This window comes from Pedobacter kyungheensis, from assembly GCF_000812965.1.
Taxonomy (GTDB): Bacteria; Bacteroidota; Bacteroidia; order Sphingobacteriales; family Sphingobacteriaceae; genus Pedobacter; species Pedobacter kyungheensis.
The window spans coordinates 84,432-105,882 of sequence record NZ_JSYN01000001.1; the positions used below are offsets into that span (position 1 = coordinate 84,432).

The 21,451-nt window shown below is 38.7% G+C and carries 17 protein-coding genes; 13 read left to right on the plus strand and 4 right to left on the minus strand.

Going from position 1 to position 21,451, the window contains the following annotated elements; all coding sequences use genetic code 11:
• The first annotated feature begins 9 nt into the window (after positions 1–9).
• From OC25_RS00295 to OC25_RS00320, 6 genes are all read left to right on the plus strand, one after another.
• Complete coding sequence (locus tag OC25_RS00295) at positions 10–1,194, plus strand: hypothetical protein (protein ID WP_039470528.1); 1,185 nt, start codon at positions 10–12, stop codon at positions 1,192–1,194.
• An 89-nt stretch (positions 1,195–1,283) separates the two neighbouring features.
• Positions 1,284–1,991, plus strand: a complete 708-nt coding sequence (locus OC25_RS00300; RefSeq protein ID WP_039470532.1) for a hypothetical protein — start codon at positions 1,284–1,286, stop codon at positions 1,989–1,991.
• A 258-nt stretch (positions 1,992–2,249) separates the two neighbouring features.
• Complete coding sequence (locus OC25_RS00305; protein ID WP_039470534.1) at positions 2,250–3,575, plus strand: hypothetical protein; 1,326 nt, start codon at positions 2,250–2,252, stop codon at positions 3,573–3,575.
• Complete coding sequence (locus tag OC25_RS00310; RefSeq protein WP_156131348.1) at positions 3,569–4,090, plus strand: hypothetical protein; 522 nt, start codon at positions 3,569–3,571, stop codon at positions 4,088–4,090. The genes OC25_RS00305 and OC25_RS00310 overlap by 7 nt, the downstream gene beginning before the upstream one ends.
• Before the next feature lie 409 nt (positions 4,091–4,499).
• Positions 4,500–5,879 (plus strand): SIR2 family protein, encoded by a 1,380-nt coding sequence (locus tag OC25_RS00315; protein WP_052265847.1) that lies wholly within the window; start codon positions 4,500–4,502, stop codon positions 5,877–5,879.
• A complete protein-coding gene (locus OC25_RS00320) occupies positions 5,876–7,612 on the plus strand; it encodes an ATP-binding protein (RefSeq protein WP_052265848.1) in 1,737 nt (578 codons plus the stop codon). Before OC25_RS00315 ends, OC25_RS00320 begins: the two co-directional genes overlap by 4 nt.
• A gap of 135 nt (positions 7,613–7,747) precedes the next feature.
• Here OC25_RS00320 and OC25_RS00325 read toward each other — a convergent pair whose 3' ends face one another.
• A complete protein-coding gene (locus tag OC25_RS00325) occupies positions 7,748–8,071 on the minus strand; it encodes a hypothetical protein (RefSeq protein WP_209435546.1) in 324 nt (107 codons plus the stop codon).
• Positions 8,072–8,217: 146 nt separating this feature from the next.
• Between OC25_RS00325 and OC25_RS28190 the strand changes: the two genes are divergently transcribed.
• Positions 8,218–8,556, plus strand: a complete 339-nt coding sequence (locus OC25_RS28190) for a hypothetical protein (protein WP_039470541.1) — start codon at positions 8,218–8,220, stop codon at positions 8,554–8,556.
• Between the two features lie 58 nt (positions 8,557–8,614).
• On the opposite strand, the gene OC25_RS00335 is transcribed toward OC25_RS28190, so the two are convergent.
• Positions 8,615–11,014 (minus strand): TonB-dependent receptor, encoded by a 2,400-nt coding sequence (locus OC25_RS00335; protein ID WP_039470543.1) that lies wholly within the window; start codon positions 11,012–11,014, stop codon positions 8,615–8,617.
• 125 nt (positions 11,015–11,139) lie between these two features.
• Here OC25_RS00335 and OC25_RS00340 point away from each other — a divergent pair, with 125 nt between their 5' ends.
• The 4 genes from OC25_RS00340 to OC25_RS00355 all read left to right on the plus strand — a co-directional run bounded on the left by OC25_RS00340 (position 11,140) and on the right by OC25_RS00355 (position 17,000).
• Positions 11,140–13,563 (plus strand): TonB-dependent receptor, encoded by a 2,424-nt coding sequence (locus tag OC25_RS00340; RefSeq protein ID WP_039470546.1) that lies wholly within the window; start codon positions 11,140–11,142, stop codon positions 13,561–13,563.
• A gap of 218 nt (positions 13,564–13,781) precedes the next feature.
• Positions 13,782–14,489, plus strand: a complete 708-nt coding sequence (locus OC25_RS00345; protein WP_039470547.1) for a hypothetical protein — start codon at positions 13,782–13,784, stop codon at positions 14,487–14,489.
• 170 nt (positions 14,490–14,659) lie between these two features.
• Positions 14,660–16,594 carry an LTA synthase family protein gene (locus tag OC25_RS00350; RefSeq protein ID WP_039470549.1) on the plus strand — a complete coding sequence of 645 codons (1,935 nt, stop codon included), beginning with the start codon at positions 14,660–14,662 and terminating at the stop codon, positions 16,592–16,594.
• A gap of 40 nt (positions 16,595–16,634) precedes the next feature.
• Entirely contained in the window at positions 16,635–17,000 is a 366-nt protein-coding gene (locus OC25_RS00355; RefSeq protein WP_039470551.1) for a helix-turn-helix domain-containing protein, read from the plus strand.
• A 79-nt stretch (positions 17,001–17,079) separates the two neighbouring features.
• On the opposite strand, the gene OC25_RS00360 is transcribed toward OC25_RS00355, so the two are convergent.
• Positions 17,080–17,574 carry an SRPBCC family protein gene (locus OC25_RS00360; protein ID WP_039470553.1) on the minus strand — a complete coding sequence of 165 codons (495 nt, stop codon included), beginning with the start codon at positions 17,572–17,574 and terminating at the stop codon, positions 17,080–17,082.
• 105 nt (positions 17,575–17,679) lie between these two features.
• Between OC25_RS00360 and OC25_RS00365 the strand changes: the two genes are divergently transcribed.
• On the plus strand, positions 17,680–18,714 hold the full coding sequence (locus OC25_RS00365) for a GlxA family transcriptional regulator (protein ID WP_342418087.1): 1,035 nt from the start codon (positions 17,680–17,682) through the stop codon (positions 18,712–18,714).
• On the opposite strand, the gene OC25_RS00370 is transcribed toward OC25_RS00365, so the two are convergent.
• Positions 18,711–19,889 (minus strand): glycoside hydrolase family 27 protein, encoded by a 1,179-nt coding sequence (locus OC25_RS00370; protein ID WP_039470729.1) that lies wholly within the window; start codon positions 19,887–19,889, stop codon positions 18,711–18,713. The genes OC25_RS00365 and OC25_RS00370 overlap by 4 nt on opposite strands.
• 188 nt (positions 19,890–20,077) lie before the next feature.
• Here OC25_RS00370 and OC25_RS00375 point away from each other — a divergent pair, with 188 nt between their 5' ends.
• The gene (locus OC25_RS00375; protein ID WP_209435547.1) at positions 20,078–21,433 is read left to right on the plus strand and encodes a sulfatase; all 1,356 of its coding nucleotides are present in this window, start codon (positions 20,078–20,080) and stop codon (positions 21,431–21,433) included.
• Positions 21,434–21,451: the final 18 nt, after the last annotated feature.

Below are 21,451 nucleotides of genomic sequence, written 5' to 3' on the forward strand. Positions count from 1 at the left end.
ACGCACTATATGAAAACAAAAGCAATATTGGTTTCGCTAATCACTTTATTCATTGTAAGTGGCTGCAAAAACAAGCCCAAACAAAACAGTTCAACAGCAAATCAAGAAACACAAAAACCAATGATACCCATAAAAATTATAGAAGAAATAAAACAGCACTTAGAATATCAAAAAAGAGTAGATAGCGAAGAAAAAGGATATGAAAATCCCTATAAAATGACAGGAAGGGATTTAGAACTGGCTTCGATAATAATGTTTGAAGGGTTAAAAAATAATGGTTTTATACCTGTTAGCGAGGAGGTATTTAATGAAAGAATTAAAGAGATATTTGGTATAGATAATTTAAAAAACCCTCATTATAAAACACATGCAACAGATAGTTATATTACGTTATTTGGAAATCAAGCGGAAGATTATAACAAAATGGTAAAAAATGAATTTGAAGACTTTGTATACTATGATAATTATTATTTATTAAAAAAGGAACATTTATTTTTTGACATTCAACTTTTGGATGACTTAATCAGCATAAACAATGATAATAGCTACAAAATCACTATAGAACCTTTTCATATTCACAGAAACAAATATCTGTTTAATAATGATAAGGCAAGTTTCAGTTGGCTTTTTAATAATAATAAAGGGTTTTTAAGTATGTTATTGGAAAAATATGGCTACGATAAAGAACCTAAAATAAATAAAATGATGTTGGATTCTATTTATAAAGAAAATTATAGATATCCAGAATTTATTGGACAATTGTTTTTTACTAAAGACAGTTATAATAAGCTGTGGATTAGAGAAGGTTTATTAAAATATGTAGAAGAGCATACCAGTGCTACAGATAATCGTTTTATTTATGCTTTGGGTAATTTTATGGATGCTTTATATTCCACAGATCGACAACATATCTTCGACGAAGACCCCTCCAAAAAATTCACTGCTGTAGAAAAAGCAGAGATCGTAGCCAACATTGCCAATATCGAAAACCCCGCAATAGAGAAATATAAATCACTCGAATCAGCTGATGTATGGAATAATGCCGGCTCTTCTTTGTACAACCTATCCGTTTCGCACCCCGAGGTAATTAAAATAATTGAGCAGTACAACTATTTCGGACTGCCCAAAATGAAAGCAATTATAGCCAAACTACAGGAAGAAGCGCCACCGACAGGGGCAGATCCCGAAAAGTGACGGATTGATATAAGTGTATCCAGGATTTAAACAGGCAACAAAGTCGTTTACCGAATCAATAATTAAATATTTACCTAATCAAATAACCTATGTCAAACACAGAAAGTGGCTACGCTAAAAATGCGGCCAACACCAAAGATCTAATTATCAGGCTAAAAACTTTAGACAACTACCAACCGCCTAAAGCGATATACGAGATAAAAGCATTAGAAGAATTATCTAAAAGAGCAGAAGATGCAAACCGTGCAGTTAGTGAAGTGCTACCTGCATACAGAAAAGCCGTTGACGAACAGGAACTTATTTTTAAGCCCTTCAATAATCTGGTATCCAGTAGTTTTAATTATCTAAAGGCAGCGATTGCCAATCCTGCTGAATTACAAACAGCCAAAACGCTTGCCGATCAGTTAAGGGGGATCATAAAAAACCAGAAAGATGCTGATAGTACGGTTAGCAGATCTCAAAGAGCGGTATCTTATGACAATAAGGTCGAGAATTTTAAACAGTATATTGATGTTTTGCTTAACAGTAATGTATATACCCCTACAGAAGAAGACATTACCATCAAATCTTTTCAATCCTTACTCCAAACCATGGAGGCCAGTGTTAATGCGGTAGCGATTGCCAAAACCCCGGTTGATGATGCCCGTAAAAAAAGAGCTATTGTTTTTTATGCTGAACAAACAGGATTAGTGGATATCGTACTGGGGGTTAAAAGTTACATTAAGGCATCGCTAAAATTAGATCACCCACAACGCAAACACATTATAGGCTTAACATTTAAAAAATTAAAAGTGTGATAGTTGATTTGCATCCTACGTTACAAAGCTGCCTTTTACGAAGTGGCTTTAATTAGGAAGAAAGAAATATGCGCAAACATACTTTTAACGATATACAGCACTTCACAAAAAAAATAATCCTGCTATATAAAAGAAAAAGCAAAATATACCTTTAAAACTAAATCAAGACGTTCTCAGATTCCATAAATTCTCGTCCCCAAGATATTTATTGTTTTGTATTGGTCGTCAACAATATTAATAAAAACGTTTATCTCAAAGATGAAAAAACTATCTTATTCCATTAAGCCACTCGGCTTGATCTGTTTGCTGTTATTCAGCATATCACTAATTATTACTTCATGCAAAAAAACTACAGGTAATAATCCTGAAAGTTTTAACCTAAGTGATCTCCAAAATTGGGAAGCTAAAAATTTTAATCACAAGGCTCTTTTATTTAATAGTTTAAAGCCCGATTGGAACAAAGTTTTTATCAATAACCAAGAAAATGAAAGCGTCTATGAAGTAGACGTAATTAACAAAGAAAATGTATTTCTTTCATTAGGTTTTGCTAACCCGTCATCTGTGGATTCCTTAGCCGCAAAAAGCAAAATAAAAATGCTTTTCTTCAAGGACAATGAAACCGGTAAAATCATAAACGGTTATTACATGGTTTCTATTTCTGATGAAAAGCCGCATTACAAAAAGTATGGCTCTTATACGGGTGCAGTTTACTACTATGGCGCGAACGGAAATTTAATTAATGGCTATATTTATCAAGGTGGCAAGGCTACCCAATCGATAAAGGGTGCCAATGCAGAAGCCTATAAAGCCTCACTTAATGAGAGAACAACATTAGGAATGCGAGGTATTGGACGAGGCAAGTTACAGCTTGCAGAGGCGCAAAACTGTTACACCGATGTTTCGCCTGTTTATGGCATGAGTTGCGTAACAGTTGAAACTTACACTGATTGCACGCCATATGTTAAAGGTTACAACTATACAACGGTCTGTACAGATATTCCAACAGTGGGCGATGGTGACGGCGGCGGCGTTGGCGGCGGTGGATCAGGTGGAAGTGGTGGTGGTTCGGGTAGTGGCGGAGGAACAGCCCCAACTTTACCGGAAGTATCTGACGAGGTACCAGATTCAGAACCATCTGAATCTGATTATGCATATACCTGTCCTGATAATTTTGACTTTGCAGGGGTTACATTGCATGAGCTTTGGCAGGAAGCTGAATTGACGGACATTTACTGTAATTTAGGTATATATGATTTCATGACCGGCACTGTGAATAATGAAAAATATGTTCAAATTCCACAAGTTTATTTTGGACTTCCATATTTTAATGTTGAGGGCAAATTGATTTATACAAGAAATGAAGCTAAAGCGATTGCAGCTGATGCGATCAATTCGGCAGAAGTCGACATGAGAAAAAAATATAAAGCAAATCCTTATCTTTCCTCCGGTCAATTGGCAGAATATTGGGTTAAGAGGATAGATATTAGAATGAAAGAGTACACGAAAGGATTAGGTAAAGCAGGTAAAACCGGTTCGACGAATACCACTCAAACCCCGCCGAAAAAGAAATATGCGCCATGTTAAATATACATTTGGTATTGTTTATGATAGGTATTTCAAATTATTTAAATTACGCAAAAGAACATGATAGACGCTTAGTCCATTATGATGGAATTGTAATCTATGCCCCTGAATTCGGCCCGCTTCCACAGGATGTGATGTTTCTTCCTCAAGCATGGAACAAAAAAGGAGATTTTGAAGAATTTATGGTTACTGCCCTATCAAAGGAAGATAGCAAACTTTACCAAGTCTATTTTCAAGGTATAAGATGGATAATGCCCGACATTGTAGAAGTTCTTAAATCAACTAAATCTGTAAAAATTAAAGTTGGAAGCAAAAATACAGTATGTAAAGCAACTTACGCAACTCTGACATTTGACGAAACTCCGGATTTAGAAAAGGATCCGGAGGTGACAATAGGTACTACACCAACCAAGATGCTTCCTTTGATGATTAATAGTAATAAGCTGATCGTAAGACTTCAAGATATTCCTGAAGAAATGGGTACTTTAAAACTATACCAACCGATTGTCTGGTAAAAATATTTATTCATACAAGTGGCAAGAACGTAATTTTGATAGCCAGCTCTAAATTTTGGAGCTGGCTTATTTTGTTTTTAGACAATTACAGCTTCATGAGCTAATTGAGGATTAAAAACGGGTACCGCACTCCAGGGGCTATAGGAAATACTATCAAATGAGTTTTTATATTCTATTAATCTCAATTAAAATATTGGGTTCTAGATTATTTAATCTATAATTTCGGTATTAAACACATCGCAAGTATTGAAACAACTTTTTAAAAACGCTCATCAAGCTCATTTGCGTTAATAAAGATAATATCGCAATAAAAACAAAGATATTATTTTATATTTGGCTAACGACCTCTCAATCTTCAGTCAATTAATCTATTCTGTATATTCTGAGGTTATCTACTAACAGAATAAATATGAACCAGCAAGAATTAATAGTTTCGGCTGAGCTAACTAGCGAGGTTATCTTAAAGAATAAAAAACTTACAATCACTAAGTTAACCAAAAAGAAAAGCTCAAATAAGGAAGGGATTGAGACTGAAAATATAGCAGAAAAAAGTAATGAAGCAAATCCCAAACCTATTTTACCAAAAGAGTTATTAAAAATTGAAAAGATTGGGAACGAAATGGAGCTGCTATTCTTAGATGATTTTGGAGCTATAATAGGTTTGGATAATAAAGTGCGAAGTCAACTTGGTCTTTGGGCATATGCAGATGAACTTAAGCGAGATTTTTATACTAATCAACTTCAACATAAATACAATGAGATTGAAAATCTAATCATCCTATCCGGCGCAGGTACATCTGTAGGAATTGGAAAACATAAAAAAGGATTAACAATGGCCGGACTTTGGGATGCACTAAGTAATGGTTCAGAAAATAAATATCTACAATTATTAATAAAAAAAACAGATAACTACCAGGGAAAAGATTTAGAAGAATTACTTTCTCTCGCTGGAATGAGACATTCAGTTAAGTCAGATACAGAACTACTAGATGCAATGAACCATGTAAAGAGTTTTATTGTAGATGAATGCACTCTAGAATTGGAAGAAGCTGCGCCACATACAGAATTTCTTAATAAAATAGGCCTTAGACCTCAGAAGTTCCCTCGTGTAAAGGTTTTTACACTTAATTACGATACATTATTTGAACAAGCAGCTGCTCAAGAGCGTTTTACGGTAATTGATGGTTTCACATTTTCTAATCCAAGAGTATTCAATGGGAAGTATTTCGATTATGATATTATTGAAACTAGGCACAATAGACAAGACAAAAAAGACAGCACAATAGCAAAATTATTTTATCTATTTAAAATGCATGGTTCATTAACTTGGAGAAAAAACGGCGGTGAGATCGATCAAACAACAGATGCAATACCTACAGATCAAAGAGTGATGATATTTCCACAGAGCAATAAATATGAGCATTCTTATGAGCAACCATATTTTGAAATGATGGCTAGATTTCAACAAGCATTGAGAACAGAAAATACTTTATTAATTACAATAGGTTTTAGTTTTTATGATAAGCACATCTCATCGGTGATATTAGAGTCTATAAAGCAGAACCCCTCACTCAACCTCATGAGTGTCACTTATGGTGAGGTTGTCGGGAAAAATGCGGAATATCAAAAAGAATTACATCGCATTGCCGAGTTCCAAAGCAGATTAACTTTGATTGCGGAGAGTTTTATCGACTTTACTATTCAATTTCCAGAAAACATTGCACATAGAAGATTCGATGTATTAGAATCACTCAATGAATTCCTCAGAAATCCTAATATCAAAGAATGATGTACAATCCATATTCCGATAGCAGATTTGTAGGATTTGTATCACTTGTGGCACCGTATGCTACCAATGTTCATTTCCCATCCTCACTATTATTGAAGAAATTCTTCAGTGCTGACCAAGGTTATCACGCTTTAACCGGTAAATACATAATCATCGAAGGCACTGGGAATGGTTTTTTAGGCAAAATAACGGAGATTGCACTCCCAGAAAAAGAAAGGTTACAATTTACTGAGACGCGATACGAAAAAGAGGAATTCCATCCTATTGGCAAAATAGAAATCATGCTCTGCTTTGACTCCTATGAGTTAAAAGCAAAAAAAGGTATCGAACAGCTTCCCCCAGTTGGTGCAAAGGTTTTTCTATGTGCTGATGATTTTCTAGGTTCGTTACTAACTGATTTTGGAAAAAGAGGAGAAAACGATCAGCTAATTCCTCTAGCTTACATTCCTGGAGATAGTCGACACGAAGTGAACGTATCTGGACAGGCTTTGTTTGGTAGGCATTGTGCAATTGTAGGCACTACAGGTGGTGGAAAGAGTTGGACCATTGCAAAATTAATTCAAGAGGTCTGTTGCCTTAACGGAAAGGCAATAGTAATAGATCCGACAGGTGAATATGAAGCACTACAAAGCAATAATATTTGGTACCGAAAATTCAATGGAGGAAGTGATAGTGGAACTTATTTAAATTATAGAAATATTCGTGAAACAGATCTTCATGCACTTTTTAGACCATCGCAACAATCGCAATTACCAAAGTTGCAGGAGGCTATCAAAAGCTTAAGATTAATCGAGTTGCTTAGCAAAAAAACAATAGAAGCTGAAAGTCCTGAATCTATTTTTCAAGCTACATACATCAGTAAAAATAGAGAACATGGTTATTCAACATTAAAAAAGGGGATAGATAAGGATGCAATCCAATTTATGCTTACATGTAAAAATAATCCTGATGTTTATTCACCATTTTGCACTTTTGATATAAATGCACTGGCTGCACAGATTATAAAAGAATGTATAGATAACTATGGCAATTCAGATAAAACTGCTACAAATAATTGCCAATCATTGATTACAAGAATTCTATTGACTATTAATGATAAATCCTTTGAGCAAGTTTTTGATTTCAAAGGACTGCAAAATGGGCTTGGCAGTGTGGACTTTGGAAAATTATTCGAAGACTTTATGAAAGCAGATGTTAATGTCTTGATTTTGTCAGTGGCAGAAGTTCCTACAGATAACAAGCTTAGAGAAATTCTTATTAATGCCTTGGGTCGTCTTTTACTAGAAAAAGCTCTCGGAAAAGAGTTCAAGGGAGATTCTAAGAGGCCCAAGAAAAGTTTGCTCCTATTTTTAGACGAGGCACATCTTTTCTTGAACAAAAAAATCAAAGATGAATATTCAATAGAGGTAGATTTGAATGCTTTTGACCGCATTGCAAAAGAGTGTAGAAAATTTGGTTTATTTTTAGTACTATCAACTCAGATGCCACGCGACATACCGAGAGGGGTTTTAAGTCAGATGGGCTGTTTTATTGTACATCGCTTAATCAATCAGTTCGATCGCGAGGCTATAGAATATGCCTGCTCTGAAGCAAGTAAATCCGCACTTTCATTTTTACCTATACTTAGTTCTGGTGAAGCTATGCTGACTGGAGTAGATTTTCCAATGCCAATGATTTTAAAGATTAAGCCTCCAAAAACACCTCCAGATTCCGCTACTCCATCAGTATTTTAATTCGGTCTAGAACTTTACAGCAATTAGTAATAAAAAATTTATCCAATGATTAGTTAAGTGGTTAAAAGTCCTAGTTTTTTATGTATATCTTTTGCGTAGAACTAGTTTCATTAATATAAATTCTGAAGAATTTTATTATCTATAATATTCAATCACCCTCTTCACAAATATTTCCATCCTATCCTTTAAAGCTTGTAATTGCTCGTAAGCAGCATTAACACCCTCCATTGGGTCTTTAATTTGCAAACGCTCCAATCGTTTGGGTTCGCCACCAGAGATTCTTTTCTCCAGTTCTAAAAACTCTTCGGGTGTTTGCCAGCGTTTTATTTCGGGATCGTATATCCAATGTTTTAAAGCCTTGGCCTTTTCATAAATGGTATAGTAGGTTATAGCGGGCTGGGCTGGTGCCTCATATTTGTAATTCTCCCACTTGCGTTCTAATTCGCTTTTACTTATCAAATCCCTTGGTTTCATATTGCTTATGCTAACTCAATTCAGCACACAAAAATACTAATATTTTTAGCAAACAATAAGCAAATCACTAATCTTTAATTTAAATACAGGCTTTCGCTTTTATAATTATCGAACAAGCACTTATAATTAATATGCTAGATTTTATAATTAATGCACAATCATTTATAATTAACGTACCCGCATTTATAATTAATGCACTAGATTTTATAATTAACGTCCTAGCATTTATAATTAAGGTAGTAGATTTTATAATTAATGTACTAGCGTTTATAATTAACGCACCAGCATTTATAATTAATGTACTAGCGTTTATAATTAAGGCTGTAGATTTTATAATTAACGCACCCGCATTTATAATTAATGTCCTAGCATTTATAATTAATGTAGTAGCGTTTATAATTAATGCTGTAGATTTTATAATTAATGTACAAGCTTTAATAAATGGTGAACCAGAAATTACTACCCGCTAGGGTAATAGCCCGTTTTCGAATACCACCATATTACGGGCAAAAACCGCAGCCTCAGCTTTTACTGGCTATTATCAAACTGCAGGTCTTTCTTTTTCTTAACCATACCAAAATTATAGCTAAAGCCCAGGTAAAAAATCCTGGAGTTACTCCGCTGATTGATGTTTTGCAAAAGCAATGGCGATTGCAGTTCGGCCACCTGCCGTTGCGATTTAAATAAATCTGATACCGTAAGGTACACTGAACCTTTTTTCTTTAAAACCTCTTCCCTTAAACCAATATTTAAAACATAACTGGGCAAATACTTACCCTGAGGGGTTAAACGTGCCGATTTATAAACCGAATTCAGCTGAATGGCTGTTCCCCAGGGCAAAGCATAACTGCCGTTAATGTTGGCCGACCAGGTAACGGTCGATTTTTTATTGCTGTAGCCCAGGTTACTGGCATCAATCTGGTTATAAAATACATTCGGAATGAGGTTAAAACTCAGCTTATCGCTGGGATGTATGGTAAGCATTACATCGGCCCCAAAAGCGCGGTCGTTGCTCAGGTTTTGCTGCCGGGTTACCAGAACCGAATCATTTAATGGCGTGGTAATGGCTGTAAAACGGTTATAGGTATAGCGGTAATAAATGCCCGGCAAAATACTGAAATGATCGTTACTCCACTGATAACCCAACTCTACCGAGTGGATAATTTCGGGCAACAGATAGGGGTTACCTACCCTTACGTTGGTTGGGTCGGCATATTCGGCAAATGGGTTTAACTCATCCGCTTCGGGCCTCCTTACCCTCCTGCTGTAATTTAGCTGCAGTTCTTTGTTTTTAGCTACTTTATAGATAAAATGAAGGGTTGGGTACAACTTAAAATAATGATTGGGTACTACCGCTCCCGTAGTAATCAGTTTAGAACTTACGTCGGCATACTCACCCCTTAAACCCAGCATCATCCCGATTTTGTTAACATCCAAAGCATAGGTACCATACAAGGCATGTATATTTTCGTTGTAAATGAAACGATTGGTTTTATTAAAATCAGTCAAAAAACGCTGTTGAGCCTGGTTAAAAGCTTCGCCATAAAAATCCAGATCTTCTTTATTGTATTGCCCGTCGTAGCCCGCTTCAATTTTACTGTTTTCGGTTAGGGGGTTTTCATAAGTTACGGCCGCATGTTGCTGATCGGCGGTTTGTTTAATCAGCGTATTATCTAATTGGTTGGCCACAGCCGGATACCTGAATAAATTGGTATAGTGGTTATCTTCAACCTCGGGCGAATGTGCGGTATTAAACTCCAGCCTGAGCTTGTGTCCGTTCTTTTTAAATCCATGCTCTGCATAAATTGTAGCATCAAAGTTTTTTTCCTGCTCAAAATTTTCCCTTTTCCGGTCGTAATCCTGCTCAAGCGACGATGCCGTACGGATCATTTTAGTGGTCATATCATGCTTGTGCATATTGCGCAGGTAAAAATTACCCGATGCACCCATTGTGATTTTATCAGTTAGATTGTAATCTATCCCAATACCGCCGATATTAGAGAAAGGCCTGGACTGCTGGGTGGCGAAATCGTTATAATACCGTACCGCCTGTGTTAGCGGATCGGTTTGCACGCGGTTGTTGGTGTTGGTCCTCAGCCTGTCGTCTTGCTTCAAACTGTAATTGCCATAAATATTTATTTTCCCGATGTTATAGTTTACGTTTGCGCCCGCATTATAACGTTCGCGGTTTCCCATGTTTCCGGTTAAGGTTCCGTTTAAGCCCCGTTTCGCATTCTTTTTCAATACAATATTGATAATCCCACCTGTGCCATCAGGCCGGTATTTGGCCGATGGATTGGTAATTACCTCTATCTTTTCGATACTATTGGCCGGAAATTGCTGTAGCGCGGCGGCCGCGTTTGCACCCATTAAAGGCGAAACCTTTCCATTGATTAGTATTGTAGCGGTCGAATTGCGCAAACTGATATTGCCGTCTACATCAACCTGAACCAGCGGAACATTGGCCAGTACCTCACTTGCCGATCCTGATTTAGCGAGCATATCCTGCGATACATCATAAACCTTTCTATCGATACTATTGCTGTAAAGTGGCTTTTTAGATGCAACGGTAACCTCATCGAGGTTTTTCATTCCGCCATCCAGCTTTATATCCTGAATTATCTTTTTGTTTGCAGCACTCAGCGTAAAATTTGCAGTTTTAAAATTCTGATAACCGATAAAACTCGCGATAATGAAATAGGTGCCATCCGGAACATTGTTTAATTTATAATTACCCTTTGCATCGCTTACTTCCCTGCTGATCACATCGGTACTTCCAGGCTTCATTAATACGATATTGACGAACTCCATGGCTTTTGATGAAGAGCCATCAACAATTTTTCCCGTAACTACCCCATTATTTTGGGCAAAAAGGATTTGAGGAACAAAAAATATAAAAGATAACAGTAAGGTATAAATTTTAGGCATCGCAGCTTTTTTTCTGCATAGTTACCGTTCAAATCTGTGGGAAATTTGAAGATGATATAAAATATTGAAGTTCAGTTTCTCTTCAGATTTGCGTTCTAATTTGCCGGCGGAAAACTTAATCAATTATGAAAAATTACAAACGCATATTAAAGCTGTTTTGCTTTTCTATATTTCTGCTTGCCGACGATATATGTGCGCAGGAAAAGCCCATAACTGCTTCGGGGCAGGTTAAAGAAGCCAAAAGCAAAAGCACGCTTCCTTACACCAATATTGTTTTAAAGAAAATAAATGACGAAAAGGTACTTCTGGGTACCATTAGCGATGATCAGGGGCGGTTCAGTATTAAAGATATTCCTTCAGGCAATTATAACCTCACCATTAGTATTGTTGGCTATCAAACACTGCAAAAAGAAGTTAGCATCGGCTCCCTCAGTCCTTTTATCGATCTGGGTATTTTCGAACTGGCAGAAGATGCCCAAAACTTGCAAACGGTTAATATTCAGGGTACACAAAGCGAAGGATTGGGCAATAAGCTGGATAAAAAAACTTACGATCTGGCTAAAAACACCAGTCAGCTGGGGGGTTCGGTGCTCCAGGCGATGCAAAACCTGCCCGGTATTACCATTCAGGATGGGAAAGTACAACTCAGGGGGAATGACAAGATTGCGGTACTGATTGATGGCAAACAAAACGCAATTACCGGTTTTGGTAGTCAGACCGGGCTCGATAACATTCCGGCATCGGCTATCGAACGCATCGAAATTATCAATAACCCTTCCTCAAAATACGATGCCAATGGCAATGCCGGTATCATCAATATCATTTACAAGAAAAATAAGCAGGAAGGTTTTAACGGAAAATTAGGCATGAGTACCGGTTTGGGAGCCTTATGGCTTAGGAAAGAGAACCTGCCGGGCATTAGTCCGCAGTATCAGGCCACGCCAAAGTTTAACCCTTCCCTATCGTTAAATTACCGCAAAAACAAGTTAAATACCTTTTTACAGGCCGATTATTTATATACGCAAACCTTAAATAAAAACGAATTTGCACAAAGGATTTATGATGATGGTACCGTGATTAACCAGCAAGTTAAACGCAACCGTACCACCACTTTTACTACGGTAAAAAGCGGTTTCGATTATAACCCCAACGCGCACAACAGTTTCACCCTTTCGGGCTTTTTTAACCGCGAAAAAATTGGCGACCTGGGCGACATCCCCTACTTTAACAGCGATTTTACCACCAGAAACCGGCTTTGGCAATTTGTAGAGGATGAGGTTAAATACACCGCTACAGGTTCGGCCCTGTACCAGCACAAATTTGCACAACCCGGCCATACGTTAAATGCAGGCTTTAATTATACCTGGCACCGGGAAGATGAAAAATATTTCTTTACCAACGTGATGCCTACCTTTACCGGCATGGATGCTTTTAAACTCCTTTCGGATGAGCATGTTGCTGATTTTAACCTCGATTATGTGCGTCCGCTAAAACATGGCAGAATTGAAGGTGGAATAAAATACCGCTACCGGTTAATCCCAACAGATATGCAGTTTTACCCTGGCTTAAACTCGCCTGTTGATGTAAACGCAGGCGGATGGGCCGATTATAGCGAAAACATTCCGGCGGTATATGGCAATTATGTTTACGAAAACAAAGCTATCGAACTTGAAGCGGGTTTGAGAATGGAATATGTGCGCGTAGATTATAAGGTAAACCCCAATCACAATACATACAAAAGTGATGGTTATGAATATTTCAGACCATTCCCCAATGTACGCCTGGCTTACAAAATTAATGAGCGGAATAAAATAAGTGCTTTTTACAACCAAAGGGTAGACCGTCCAAATGAAGTTGATATCAGGATATTTCCGAAATACGATGAGCCGGAACTGTTAAAGGTAGGTAATCCTACCCTGCGTCCACAGTTTACCCATGCCCTTGAGTTAGGTTATAAAAACAGCTGGGATAAAGGTTATTTCTATGCTTCGGCCTTCCATAAAATCGTAAACGGCACCATTACGCGTATTGCTACCATTGTTCCGGGTAATACGATCATCTACAATATCTTTCAAAATGCAGGAAAAAGCTTTAACTCCGGAGGCGAATTACTTTTACAACAGGAACTCAGCAACTGGTTTTCATTTAACCTGAGCGGTACGGTTTACCAGAACAAAATTGATGCTTTCACCATTACGAACCAATATCCCGTTCCCACGATCTACAGTATGCCTGAGCAATCTATCGTATCTGGTAATGTGAAATTAAACGGACAGTTCAAATTATCGGCAAAAACCGATATCCAGTTAGCGATGGCTTACCTGGCACCGGATATTATTCCACAGGGAAAAATTGGCGCCCGTTTTTCTACAGACCTTGGGATTAAAAAACAGATTCAAAATGGCAAAGGTGAAATTTTCTTAAACGGAAATGACATTTTTAACACCCTGAAAATCAAAAAGGAAATTAATGGCAATGGCTTTAAACTAACCAGTACCGACTTTTATGAAACACAGGTATTCAGGTTAGGCTATAGCTATAAATTTTAAGTACCGACGCCATGGTTCGTGTCTCCACGAACCATGGCGATAGGGCGACACGAACCAGGGCGACATGAACCAGCGCGATGCAATCGCAAATCCTGTTTATCCCCGTTACAAACGCGGACAACAGCACTTCTGTGCTCAACTTCAGAATTGCTACAGAATTCAAACTTACATTTAAGGTCAATCACTAACCAAATCTGATATCCTTAAAATCAAACAAAATGACTAAACTTTACCAACTTACCAGCGCATTGCTAATGGTAGTGCTTTTTATGGGCTGTACCAAAAAAGAGGTAGCTACCGACACCAAATTAAGTTACAGCTTTAGTGCCAGCAATTTAAATGCATCGTTAAGCAGTAATGCCAGTGCCAGTGGCGCGGTTGTGGCTGCCGGCACCAATGGAAGTATCAACTGGTCAACCGCAAGTGTCAATGTTGCCAAAATCGAATTCAGCGCCACCAAATCAGGTAGCGGAGCCGTTAATCTCGAAACTAAAAACCTTTACCTGGTTAACGCCTTAAAACCCGATTCGCTGTCGGGCACAGTTTCCATCGCTTCGGGCGTGTACGAAAACAACCAGTTTAACCTAACCCTGGCAAGTTCGTTAACCAATCCGCCTTTATTATTAACCGGAACATATATTGAAGCTTCGGGAACAAAAATCCCGGTAAGGTTCGAAATGAACCAGGCCCAGGTAATTAAGCTGGAAGCTAAACGCGTGGAAGTTACCGCCGGAACTTACGTGGCTAAAGTTACCGTACAATTAAATGCATTGGTAACCGGTTTAACCGCAAGCGATTTCGGACAAACCACACGCACAGGCACCAATAACATGATTATTATATCGAGTACCATTAATAAAACACTGTACGATAAATTAGTTGCACGCTTTACTTCAACCCTGAGTGTCGATTTTTCGAAGCAATAATACTACAAGGTTAGCCAGGTATTAATGAATTGTTAATTTAAAGCATTAATACTAATTTCGCTGTGCTAACCAAACATTCAGAATTCCTTCAGAATTGAAACTTACCTTCGCACTTTGCAAAAAAACAAGGTTTAGCAGGTAAGTTTCAACTGTTGGAACCGCCCCCAATTATGAACGTTAAAGAAAAAATAAGTAAACTATTAGAAAACAGGTTCGGTCCTGTTCTTCTGGCTACCCTGCTATCATGTGGTATTTCGTTATTAACCCGCATCACCTTATTAATTTATAGTGCGGCCTCTTTCGACTGGTCTGTTTTAAACCTGCTTAAAGTTTTTATCATCGGCCTGTTTTACGATCTGGCTGCAACCTCTTTCGCCATTATACCTTTGGTTATTTACCTGTGGTTGTTTCCGGCAAAAGGCTACACAGGCAAAACCAGCAGGGTATTGCTGTTTATTTATTTTTTCGTTGTTGTTTTAACACTCATTTTCAATGCGGTTTCCGAATGGTTCTTTTGGGAAGAGTTCTCTGTACGCTATAATTTTATTGCAGTCGACTATTTGGTATATACCACAGAAGTAATCGGGAATATCCGCCAGTCGTATCCCATTAATACCATTTTAACTGCTTTGGTTATTTTAACCGCGGCCATTGTTTACCTGTTAAGAAAACTGATTACCGTATCAACCTATCAGCAAACACCTTTTGGTAAAAGAACCAAAATTGCCCTCGTTTTGTTGTGCCTGCCCGTTTTAACTTATTTCGGGGTAAGCCATAAATGGAAAAACAACAGCAGCAACCAATATGTAAACGAACTTTCGGGCAATGGCATGTACGAGTTCGGCTATGCTTTTTGGCATAACCAGCTCGATTACGATACTTTTTACAAAACACTTCCGGTTAAAAGTGCGGCAAATATTCTTCAGCATTTATTGCCGGGCGATTCTTCGGCAAGAACTGATCTGAGTACTTCAAGAATGATTAGTAACAGCGGTACCGAAAACCGTATGAATGTGGTTTTGATCAGTGTAGAAAGTTTAAGTGCCGAATTTTTAGGCAGCTTTGGCAATACGCAAAACATTACCCCTCAGCTTGATTCGCTGGCCAAAGAAGGTTTACTTTTCACTAATTTATATGCATCGGGTACCAGAACCGTACGCGGATTAGAGGCACTTTCGCTTTGCATCCCGCCAACTCCAGGCCAATCGATAGTAAAACGCCCCGATAACAAGAACCTTTTTACCATAGGTAATGTATTCCGCTCTAAAGGTTATCACAGCCGCTATATTTATGGTGGTTATAGTTATTTCGATAACATGAACGAATTCTTTTCCAATAATGGCTATGAGGTAACCGACAGAAGTGCTTTAAAGGATTCGGAAATCCATTATTCAAATATTTGGGGCGTAGCCGATGAAGACCTGTTTACCTTATCGCTGAGGGAGCTGGATAAAGATTATAAAAACAACAAACCGTTTTTTGCGCAAATTATGACGGTTTCTAACCACCGTCCTTTTACGTATCCGGAAGGCAGGATCGATATTCCATCACATACCGGCAGAGAGGGCGCGGTTAAATATACCGACTATGCCATTGGCAGATTTATACGCGAAGCCAAACAAAAACCCTGGTTTGCCAATACCCTGTTTATCATAGTAGCCGATCACTGTGCATCAAGTGCGGGTAAAGTTGAGTTACCGGTTGATAAATACCATATCCCTATGATTTTTTACAGTCCGGGACACATTGCACCAGGCAAATTCGAAAAACTTACTGCACAGATTGATATTGGCCCAACTCTTTTAGGTTATCTGAATTTCAGCTACAACAGCAAATTTTTCGGGCAGGATGTATTTAAAATGAAAGATGGTGATGAGCGCGCATTTATCAGCACCTACCAAAGCTTGGGCTACATTAAACACCAGAAACTGGTAGTGCTCGATCCGAATAAAAAATCAGGTACCTATCAGCCCGATTTTAAAACAGGAAATGCAGAAAAACGTCCGGAAGATCAGCAGCTGACTAATGAGACAATTGCCAATTACCAGATGGCTGCCTACCTGTATCAAAATGGATTGTATGGTTTTGACACGAAAAAGAAGTAGCTGGCTTGCTGGTTAAACATAAGCGATTAAAAATTAAACGATGGGTATAAATATTGGACTACTGATCTGGAAAGAGATGAAAGTGAAGGGAATGAGCAGGGAGCAACTTGCCGTTGAAGCAGGCATTAGCAAGCACCGCGTGGGTACGATACTGAAATCGACTTCGATTGATACCGATGTACTTACCCGCATTTCGATAGCCCTCGATGTTAATTTTTTTGAGCATTTCCGCAGAGATGAAGACCTGGCCAGGATAGAAATGGATTCTGGAGCAAAACACAATCAGGAAATTACAGACCTGAAGCGCTTAAACAGCGATAAAAACAAACTGCTGGAACTTTACGAGGAAACGATTAAAAGCCAGAAAAAGATTATTGCATCGTTAGAAAATCTTACAAAAGCTTAGTCGCAGATCAGATTGCTTCACTGTATTCGTGAAGCAATCTGATATTATTTACAGCAATAGCCTAAACCAAAATCAATATTTAAGCTTCAAGCTTCCATTTCTTTGCTAATTCGGTATTAAAACCATCCCCTTCTTTCGGATTGGGATTTCCTTTTCCAGTTGTGATAAGCTGATATAAACTTGTTTTAATGTAATTGGTCCAGGCTTCGTTGCAAATTTCATAACAATCATATGTTGGTACCAATCCCTCGTGGGTAAAGGTTACCACAGTTTGGCCATCTGCTGTCGAAATATCGAAAACCAGTTTGGTGCCTTTCCACTCGCTTTTATCGTCGATAAAATTAAAATAGTTATCGAGCACCTCCCACACTACTCTTTTATTGGGAACCAGCTCAATCAGCTTTGCTTTACAATAGTGCACATCGCGGTAATGATAAATAAACTCGGCATTAAGTTCGGTGGTGCTTCCCACTATATCTTCCGACCACCATCCGCGTACATTGGTAATGGCATTAAACGCTGCTTCGGGGCTTTGATCTACCCGAATGGTAGCAGTAAAATTTTCTTTTTCCATGGTATTGATGTTGTTTATGTTTTAAATATTGGATTATTACATACCAAAGTTAAGGGTATTAAACTTTCACTGTACGGTATAAAACAGACATTGTAACGGGTTGATTTGGACAAGCTTAATCCTTATCTTTATATTAGCATCACCTATCGTAAATACACCATGAAACACATTACCATACTGGTTCCCGATGGGCCAAATAACCTGAGCAGCATTATTGGTTCGTATAAAATATTAAGCAGGGCTAATGCTTACTGGCAGGAAAATGGCCACGACGCTTTATTTAAAATTGAACTGGCCGGTATATCTAAAGAAGTGAACTATTACGATGGCTTATTCAGTGTTAAACCGCATAAACATATCTCGGCCATTAAACAGACTAATCTGGTAATTATCCCCTCCTTAAACCACAATTACGATAAGGCTATTGAAGGCAACCAGGTACTAACCCATTGGATTGTAAAACAATACCAGCAGGGTGCCGAAATAGCCAGTATGTGCACCGGGGCTTTTCTTTTGGCTGCTACAGGTTTATTAGATGGCAAAAGCTGTTCTACCCATTGGGTGGTTGCCGATAATTTTAAAACCAGATTTCCGAAAGTAAATTTAAAAACAGATCAGTTAATTACCGATGAAAACGGAATTTATACCAATGGCGGCGCTTATTCTTTTCTAAACCTGCTGTTATACCTCATAGAAAAGAATTTCGACAGGCAAACGGCTATTTACTGTGCTAAAGTTTTTCAGATCGAGATGGACCGGCATAGCCAGTCGTCGTTTATTATTTTTAAAGGCCAAAAGCTGCATAGCGATGAAATGGTTAAAGCGGCACAATTATATCTCGAAAACAACCTGAACCAAAAAATAGCTGTCGAAGATTTATCTGCTCGCTTTGCTGTCGGCAGAAGAAATTTCGACAGACGTTTTATCAAAGCCACGGGCAATACGCCAATTGAGTATTTACAGCGTGCAAAAATAGAATCGGCCAAAAGGGCCTTCGAAACCAGCCGCAAAACCATTAACGAGGTAATGTACGATGTAGGTTATGCCGATGCCAAAGCTTTCCGCGAGGTATTTAGAAAAATAACCGGAATATCGCCGCTCGAATACCGCAACAGGTACAACAGAGATTTATTGGTTTAAGACTTTACTTTAAGCACCACCACCCCATGACCTGGAATGGTAAAAGCTTTTTGTTTTTGCAGGCTTCCCAAATCTGCATGCTGCCAAAGGTCGCGTAATTTGCTTTTGCCGCTTAGTCCTAAACTTTTGGCATCAAGGCTAAACTCAGTTATTTTATTGCCGCGGTTCATAATGGCAATGGCTTTATCGCCTGTGCCCAATGGTTTCAGCCAAACCTCAATATCGCCATTTTTAATCACCCTGCGGGCTTGTTTAAAGCCTTTATCCTGGTTTAAGGCAATGAGCTCTTTATTGGTCAGGATTTCGACTGTTTGTTTGGTCATCGATCGCAGGTCGTTGCCCGCCAGTAATGGCGAATTGAGCATACACCACATCGAAAAATGTGTTTTATCTTCTTCATAGCTCATGCCCCTGCCTACCTGCAACATATCCATATCGTTGTAATGGCCAGCTGAGGCATATTTATATAAATCGGTATTGAGGTCAATTATTTTAAGTATCGAAGCAAAACTGGCACTGATATCGCCCGATATACGCCAGGAATCGGCTTTGGTAATGGCCCACTCGCCCGGAAATTGCCAGCGGCATACATTAAAAACAATAGCTGCATCTATCGCTTTAACTGTATTGATGATTTTGGTGTATTGGGTTTCTTCATTCAACTTCATTTTCTCACCACCACACCAGTCTACCTTTAAAAAATTGAAATTCCATTCTTTAAAAAACAGGTTGCAATCCTGCTCTTCATGTCCGTAAATGCCCACTCCTATTCCTTTCTGGTCGTTATCCCAGATAGATCCGCAAGTGTTTAAACCTGCATCGGTATAAATGCCGGCTTTAAGTTTTTTGCTGTGAATATAATCGGTTAGCGATCTCATGCCGGAAGGGAATTTTTGCTCATCAACAAAGAGTTTACCCGAAGCATCCCGCCCGCCAAAAAAGCCATCATCAATATTAACAAAGCGGTAACCCGCATCGTACAAGCCCGACGCGACCATGGCATCGGCCTGTTCCCTGATCATCTTTTCATCAATCTTAACCCTGAAATTATTCCAGCTACTCCAGCCCATAATTGGGGCTTTGGCTTCCTGGGCATGTAAAGCCAGTGCAGTGCCCAATAAAAAAGCGGCCAATAAAAAACTAATCTTTTTGAATGCAGGGATAGGATTTTTCATTAAAATATACCGGTTAGATGTCATGTTTCAGTTAATATCAAAGATAAAAATACAGTATGATCTGTCAAGCCTGCAACTTATTGTTTTATTTACTTTATTTGCAGTAACCAGATATAAAATTAATATCAGCAATGAAAAAGCCCCTGCTCCTCACACTTTGTTTTTTGTTTGTGATGCCTTACCTAACCATGGCTCAACAAAAGCCCAACATTATACTGATTAATATGGATGATATGGGCTGGCGCGATGCCGGCTTTATGGGATCTAAATTTTACGAAACGCCGGTAATGGATAAACTGTCCAAACAAGGCATGGTGTTTACCAATGGCTATGCTTCGGCATCTAACTGTGCACCCAGCAGGGCCAGTATGCTTAGTGGTTTATGGCAAACCCGGCATGGCATTTACACGGTAGGCACATCTGAACGGGGCGATAGCAAAAACCGTAAACTGGTACCAATCAAAAATATAGAAGTGCTCAATCCTGATTTCAAAATTTTTCCGCAGCTGCTGAAAGAAAACGGCTATAATACCTGTATTGCCGGCAAATGGCACATGAGCAATAATCCGTTAAGCTACGGCTTCGATGTAAATATTGGCGGTTCGCATGCTGGCAGTCCAAAAAGTTATTATCCTCCTTACGGTAATGTAAAAATAGATGGTCCGAATACCGAATACCTTACGGATCTGATTACCGATAAAACCATCGATTACATTAAAACCCAAAAAAGCAGCAAACCTTTCTTCTTGTATTATGCCTCTTATGGCGTGCATAGCCCCATCCAAAAAGTAGATAGTTTAATGCATAAATTTAAAGGTAAAGCTGCCGACGATGGGCAGCGTAACCAGGCCTATGCTACCATGCTGAACAATGAAGATCGTAATATCGGGCGGGTACTCCAGGCATTGGAAGATCAAGGATTGATGGAAAACACCCTGATTATTTTTACCTCTGATAATGGAGGCTTTAACCAGGTTACCTGGCAACACCCGCTCAGGGCAGGTAAAGGCAGTTATTTTGAGGGAGGCACGCGTGTTCCGCTGGTATTTGTGTGGAAAGGCAAAATTAAGGCCGGTACCACCAGCGATCTTCCGGTTACCAATCTGGATTTTTATCCCACACTGATGCAGGTAGCGGGTATAAAAAATTACCCTAAAGTAGATGGAAACAGCGTTTACAATTACCTGCTTACGCAAAAGGCCGAAAAACTATTGGTAGAGCGCCCGCTATACTGGTATTTCCCGATTTATCTGGAAGGCGGGAATACAGAAACCAACGACCGTATTTTTAGAACCCGCCCAGGCGAAACGGTACGTAAAGGTGATTGGAAACTGCACCGCTATTTCGAAAATGATTCGGTTGCACTTTACAACCTGAAAAACGACATTGGCGAGAAAAACAACGTGGCGAAACAAAATCCCCAAATAACCAAAGATTTACTGGCCCTGTTAACCAGCTGGGAGCAAAAAGTAAAGGCACCCGCGGTAACCACATTAAACAAAGATTATATCCTTTTAAATACGAAAGCCAATCAGGAGAAATAATGTAAATGCTGTTGGTTG

Coding starts and splice junctions, on each gene's coding strand:
- OC25_RS00350 (WP_039470549.1), top strand. CDS start 14,660: ATGAACGTTAAAGAAAAAATAAGTAAACTATTAGAAAACAGGTTCGGT.
- OC25_RS00295 (WP_039470528.1), top strand. CDS start 10: ATGAAAACAAAAGCAATATTGGTTTCGCTAATCACTTTATTCATTGTA.
- OC25_RS00370 (WP_039470729.1), bottom strand. CDS start 19,889: ATGAAAAATCCTATCCCTGCATTCAAAAAGATTAGTTTTTTATTGGCC.
- OC25_RS00320 (WP_052265848.1), top strand. CDS start 5,876: ATGATGTACAATCCATATTCCGATAGCAGATTTGTAGGATTTGTATCA.
- OC25_RS28190 (WP_039470541.1), top strand. CDS start 8,218: ATGCTAGATTTTATAATTAATGCACAATCATTTATAATTAACGTACCC.
- OC25_RS00375 (WP_209435547.1), top strand. CDS start 20,078: ATGGCTCAACAAAAGCCCAACATTATACTGATTAATATGGATGATATG.
- OC25_RS00310 (WP_156131348.1), top strand. CDS start 3,569: ATGTTAAATATACATTTGGTATTGTTTATGATAGGTATTTCAAATTAT.
- OC25_RS00315 (WP_052265847.1), top strand. CDS start 4,500: ATGAACCAGCAAGAATTAATAGTTTCGGCTGAGCTAACTAGCGAGGTT.
- OC25_RS00305 (WP_039470534.1), top strand. CDS start 2,250: ATGAAAAAACTATCTTATTCCATTAAGCCACTCGGCTTGATCTGTTTG.
- OC25_RS00355 (WP_039470551.1), top strand. CDS start 16,635: ATGGGTATAAATATTGGACTACTGATCTGGAAAGAGATGAAAGTGAAG.
- OC25_RS00340 (WP_039470546.1), top strand. CDS start 11,140: ATGAAAAATTACAAACGCATATTAAAGCTGTTTTGCTTTTCTATATTT.
- OC25_RS00300 (WP_039470532.1), top strand. CDS start 1,284: ATGTCAAACACAGAAAGTGGCTACGCTAAAAATGCGGCCAACACCAAA.
- OC25_RS00345 (WP_039470547.1), top strand. CDS start 13,782: ATGACTAAACTTTACCAACTTACCAGCGCATTGCTAATGGTAGTGCTT.
- OC25_RS00360 (WP_039470553.1), bottom strand. CDS start 17,574: ATGGAAAAAGAAAATTTTACTGCTACCATTCGGGTAGATCAAAGCCCC.
- OC25_RS00335 (WP_039470543.1), bottom strand. CDS start 11,014: ATGCCTAAAATTTATACCTTACTGTTATCTTTTATATTTTTTGTTCCT.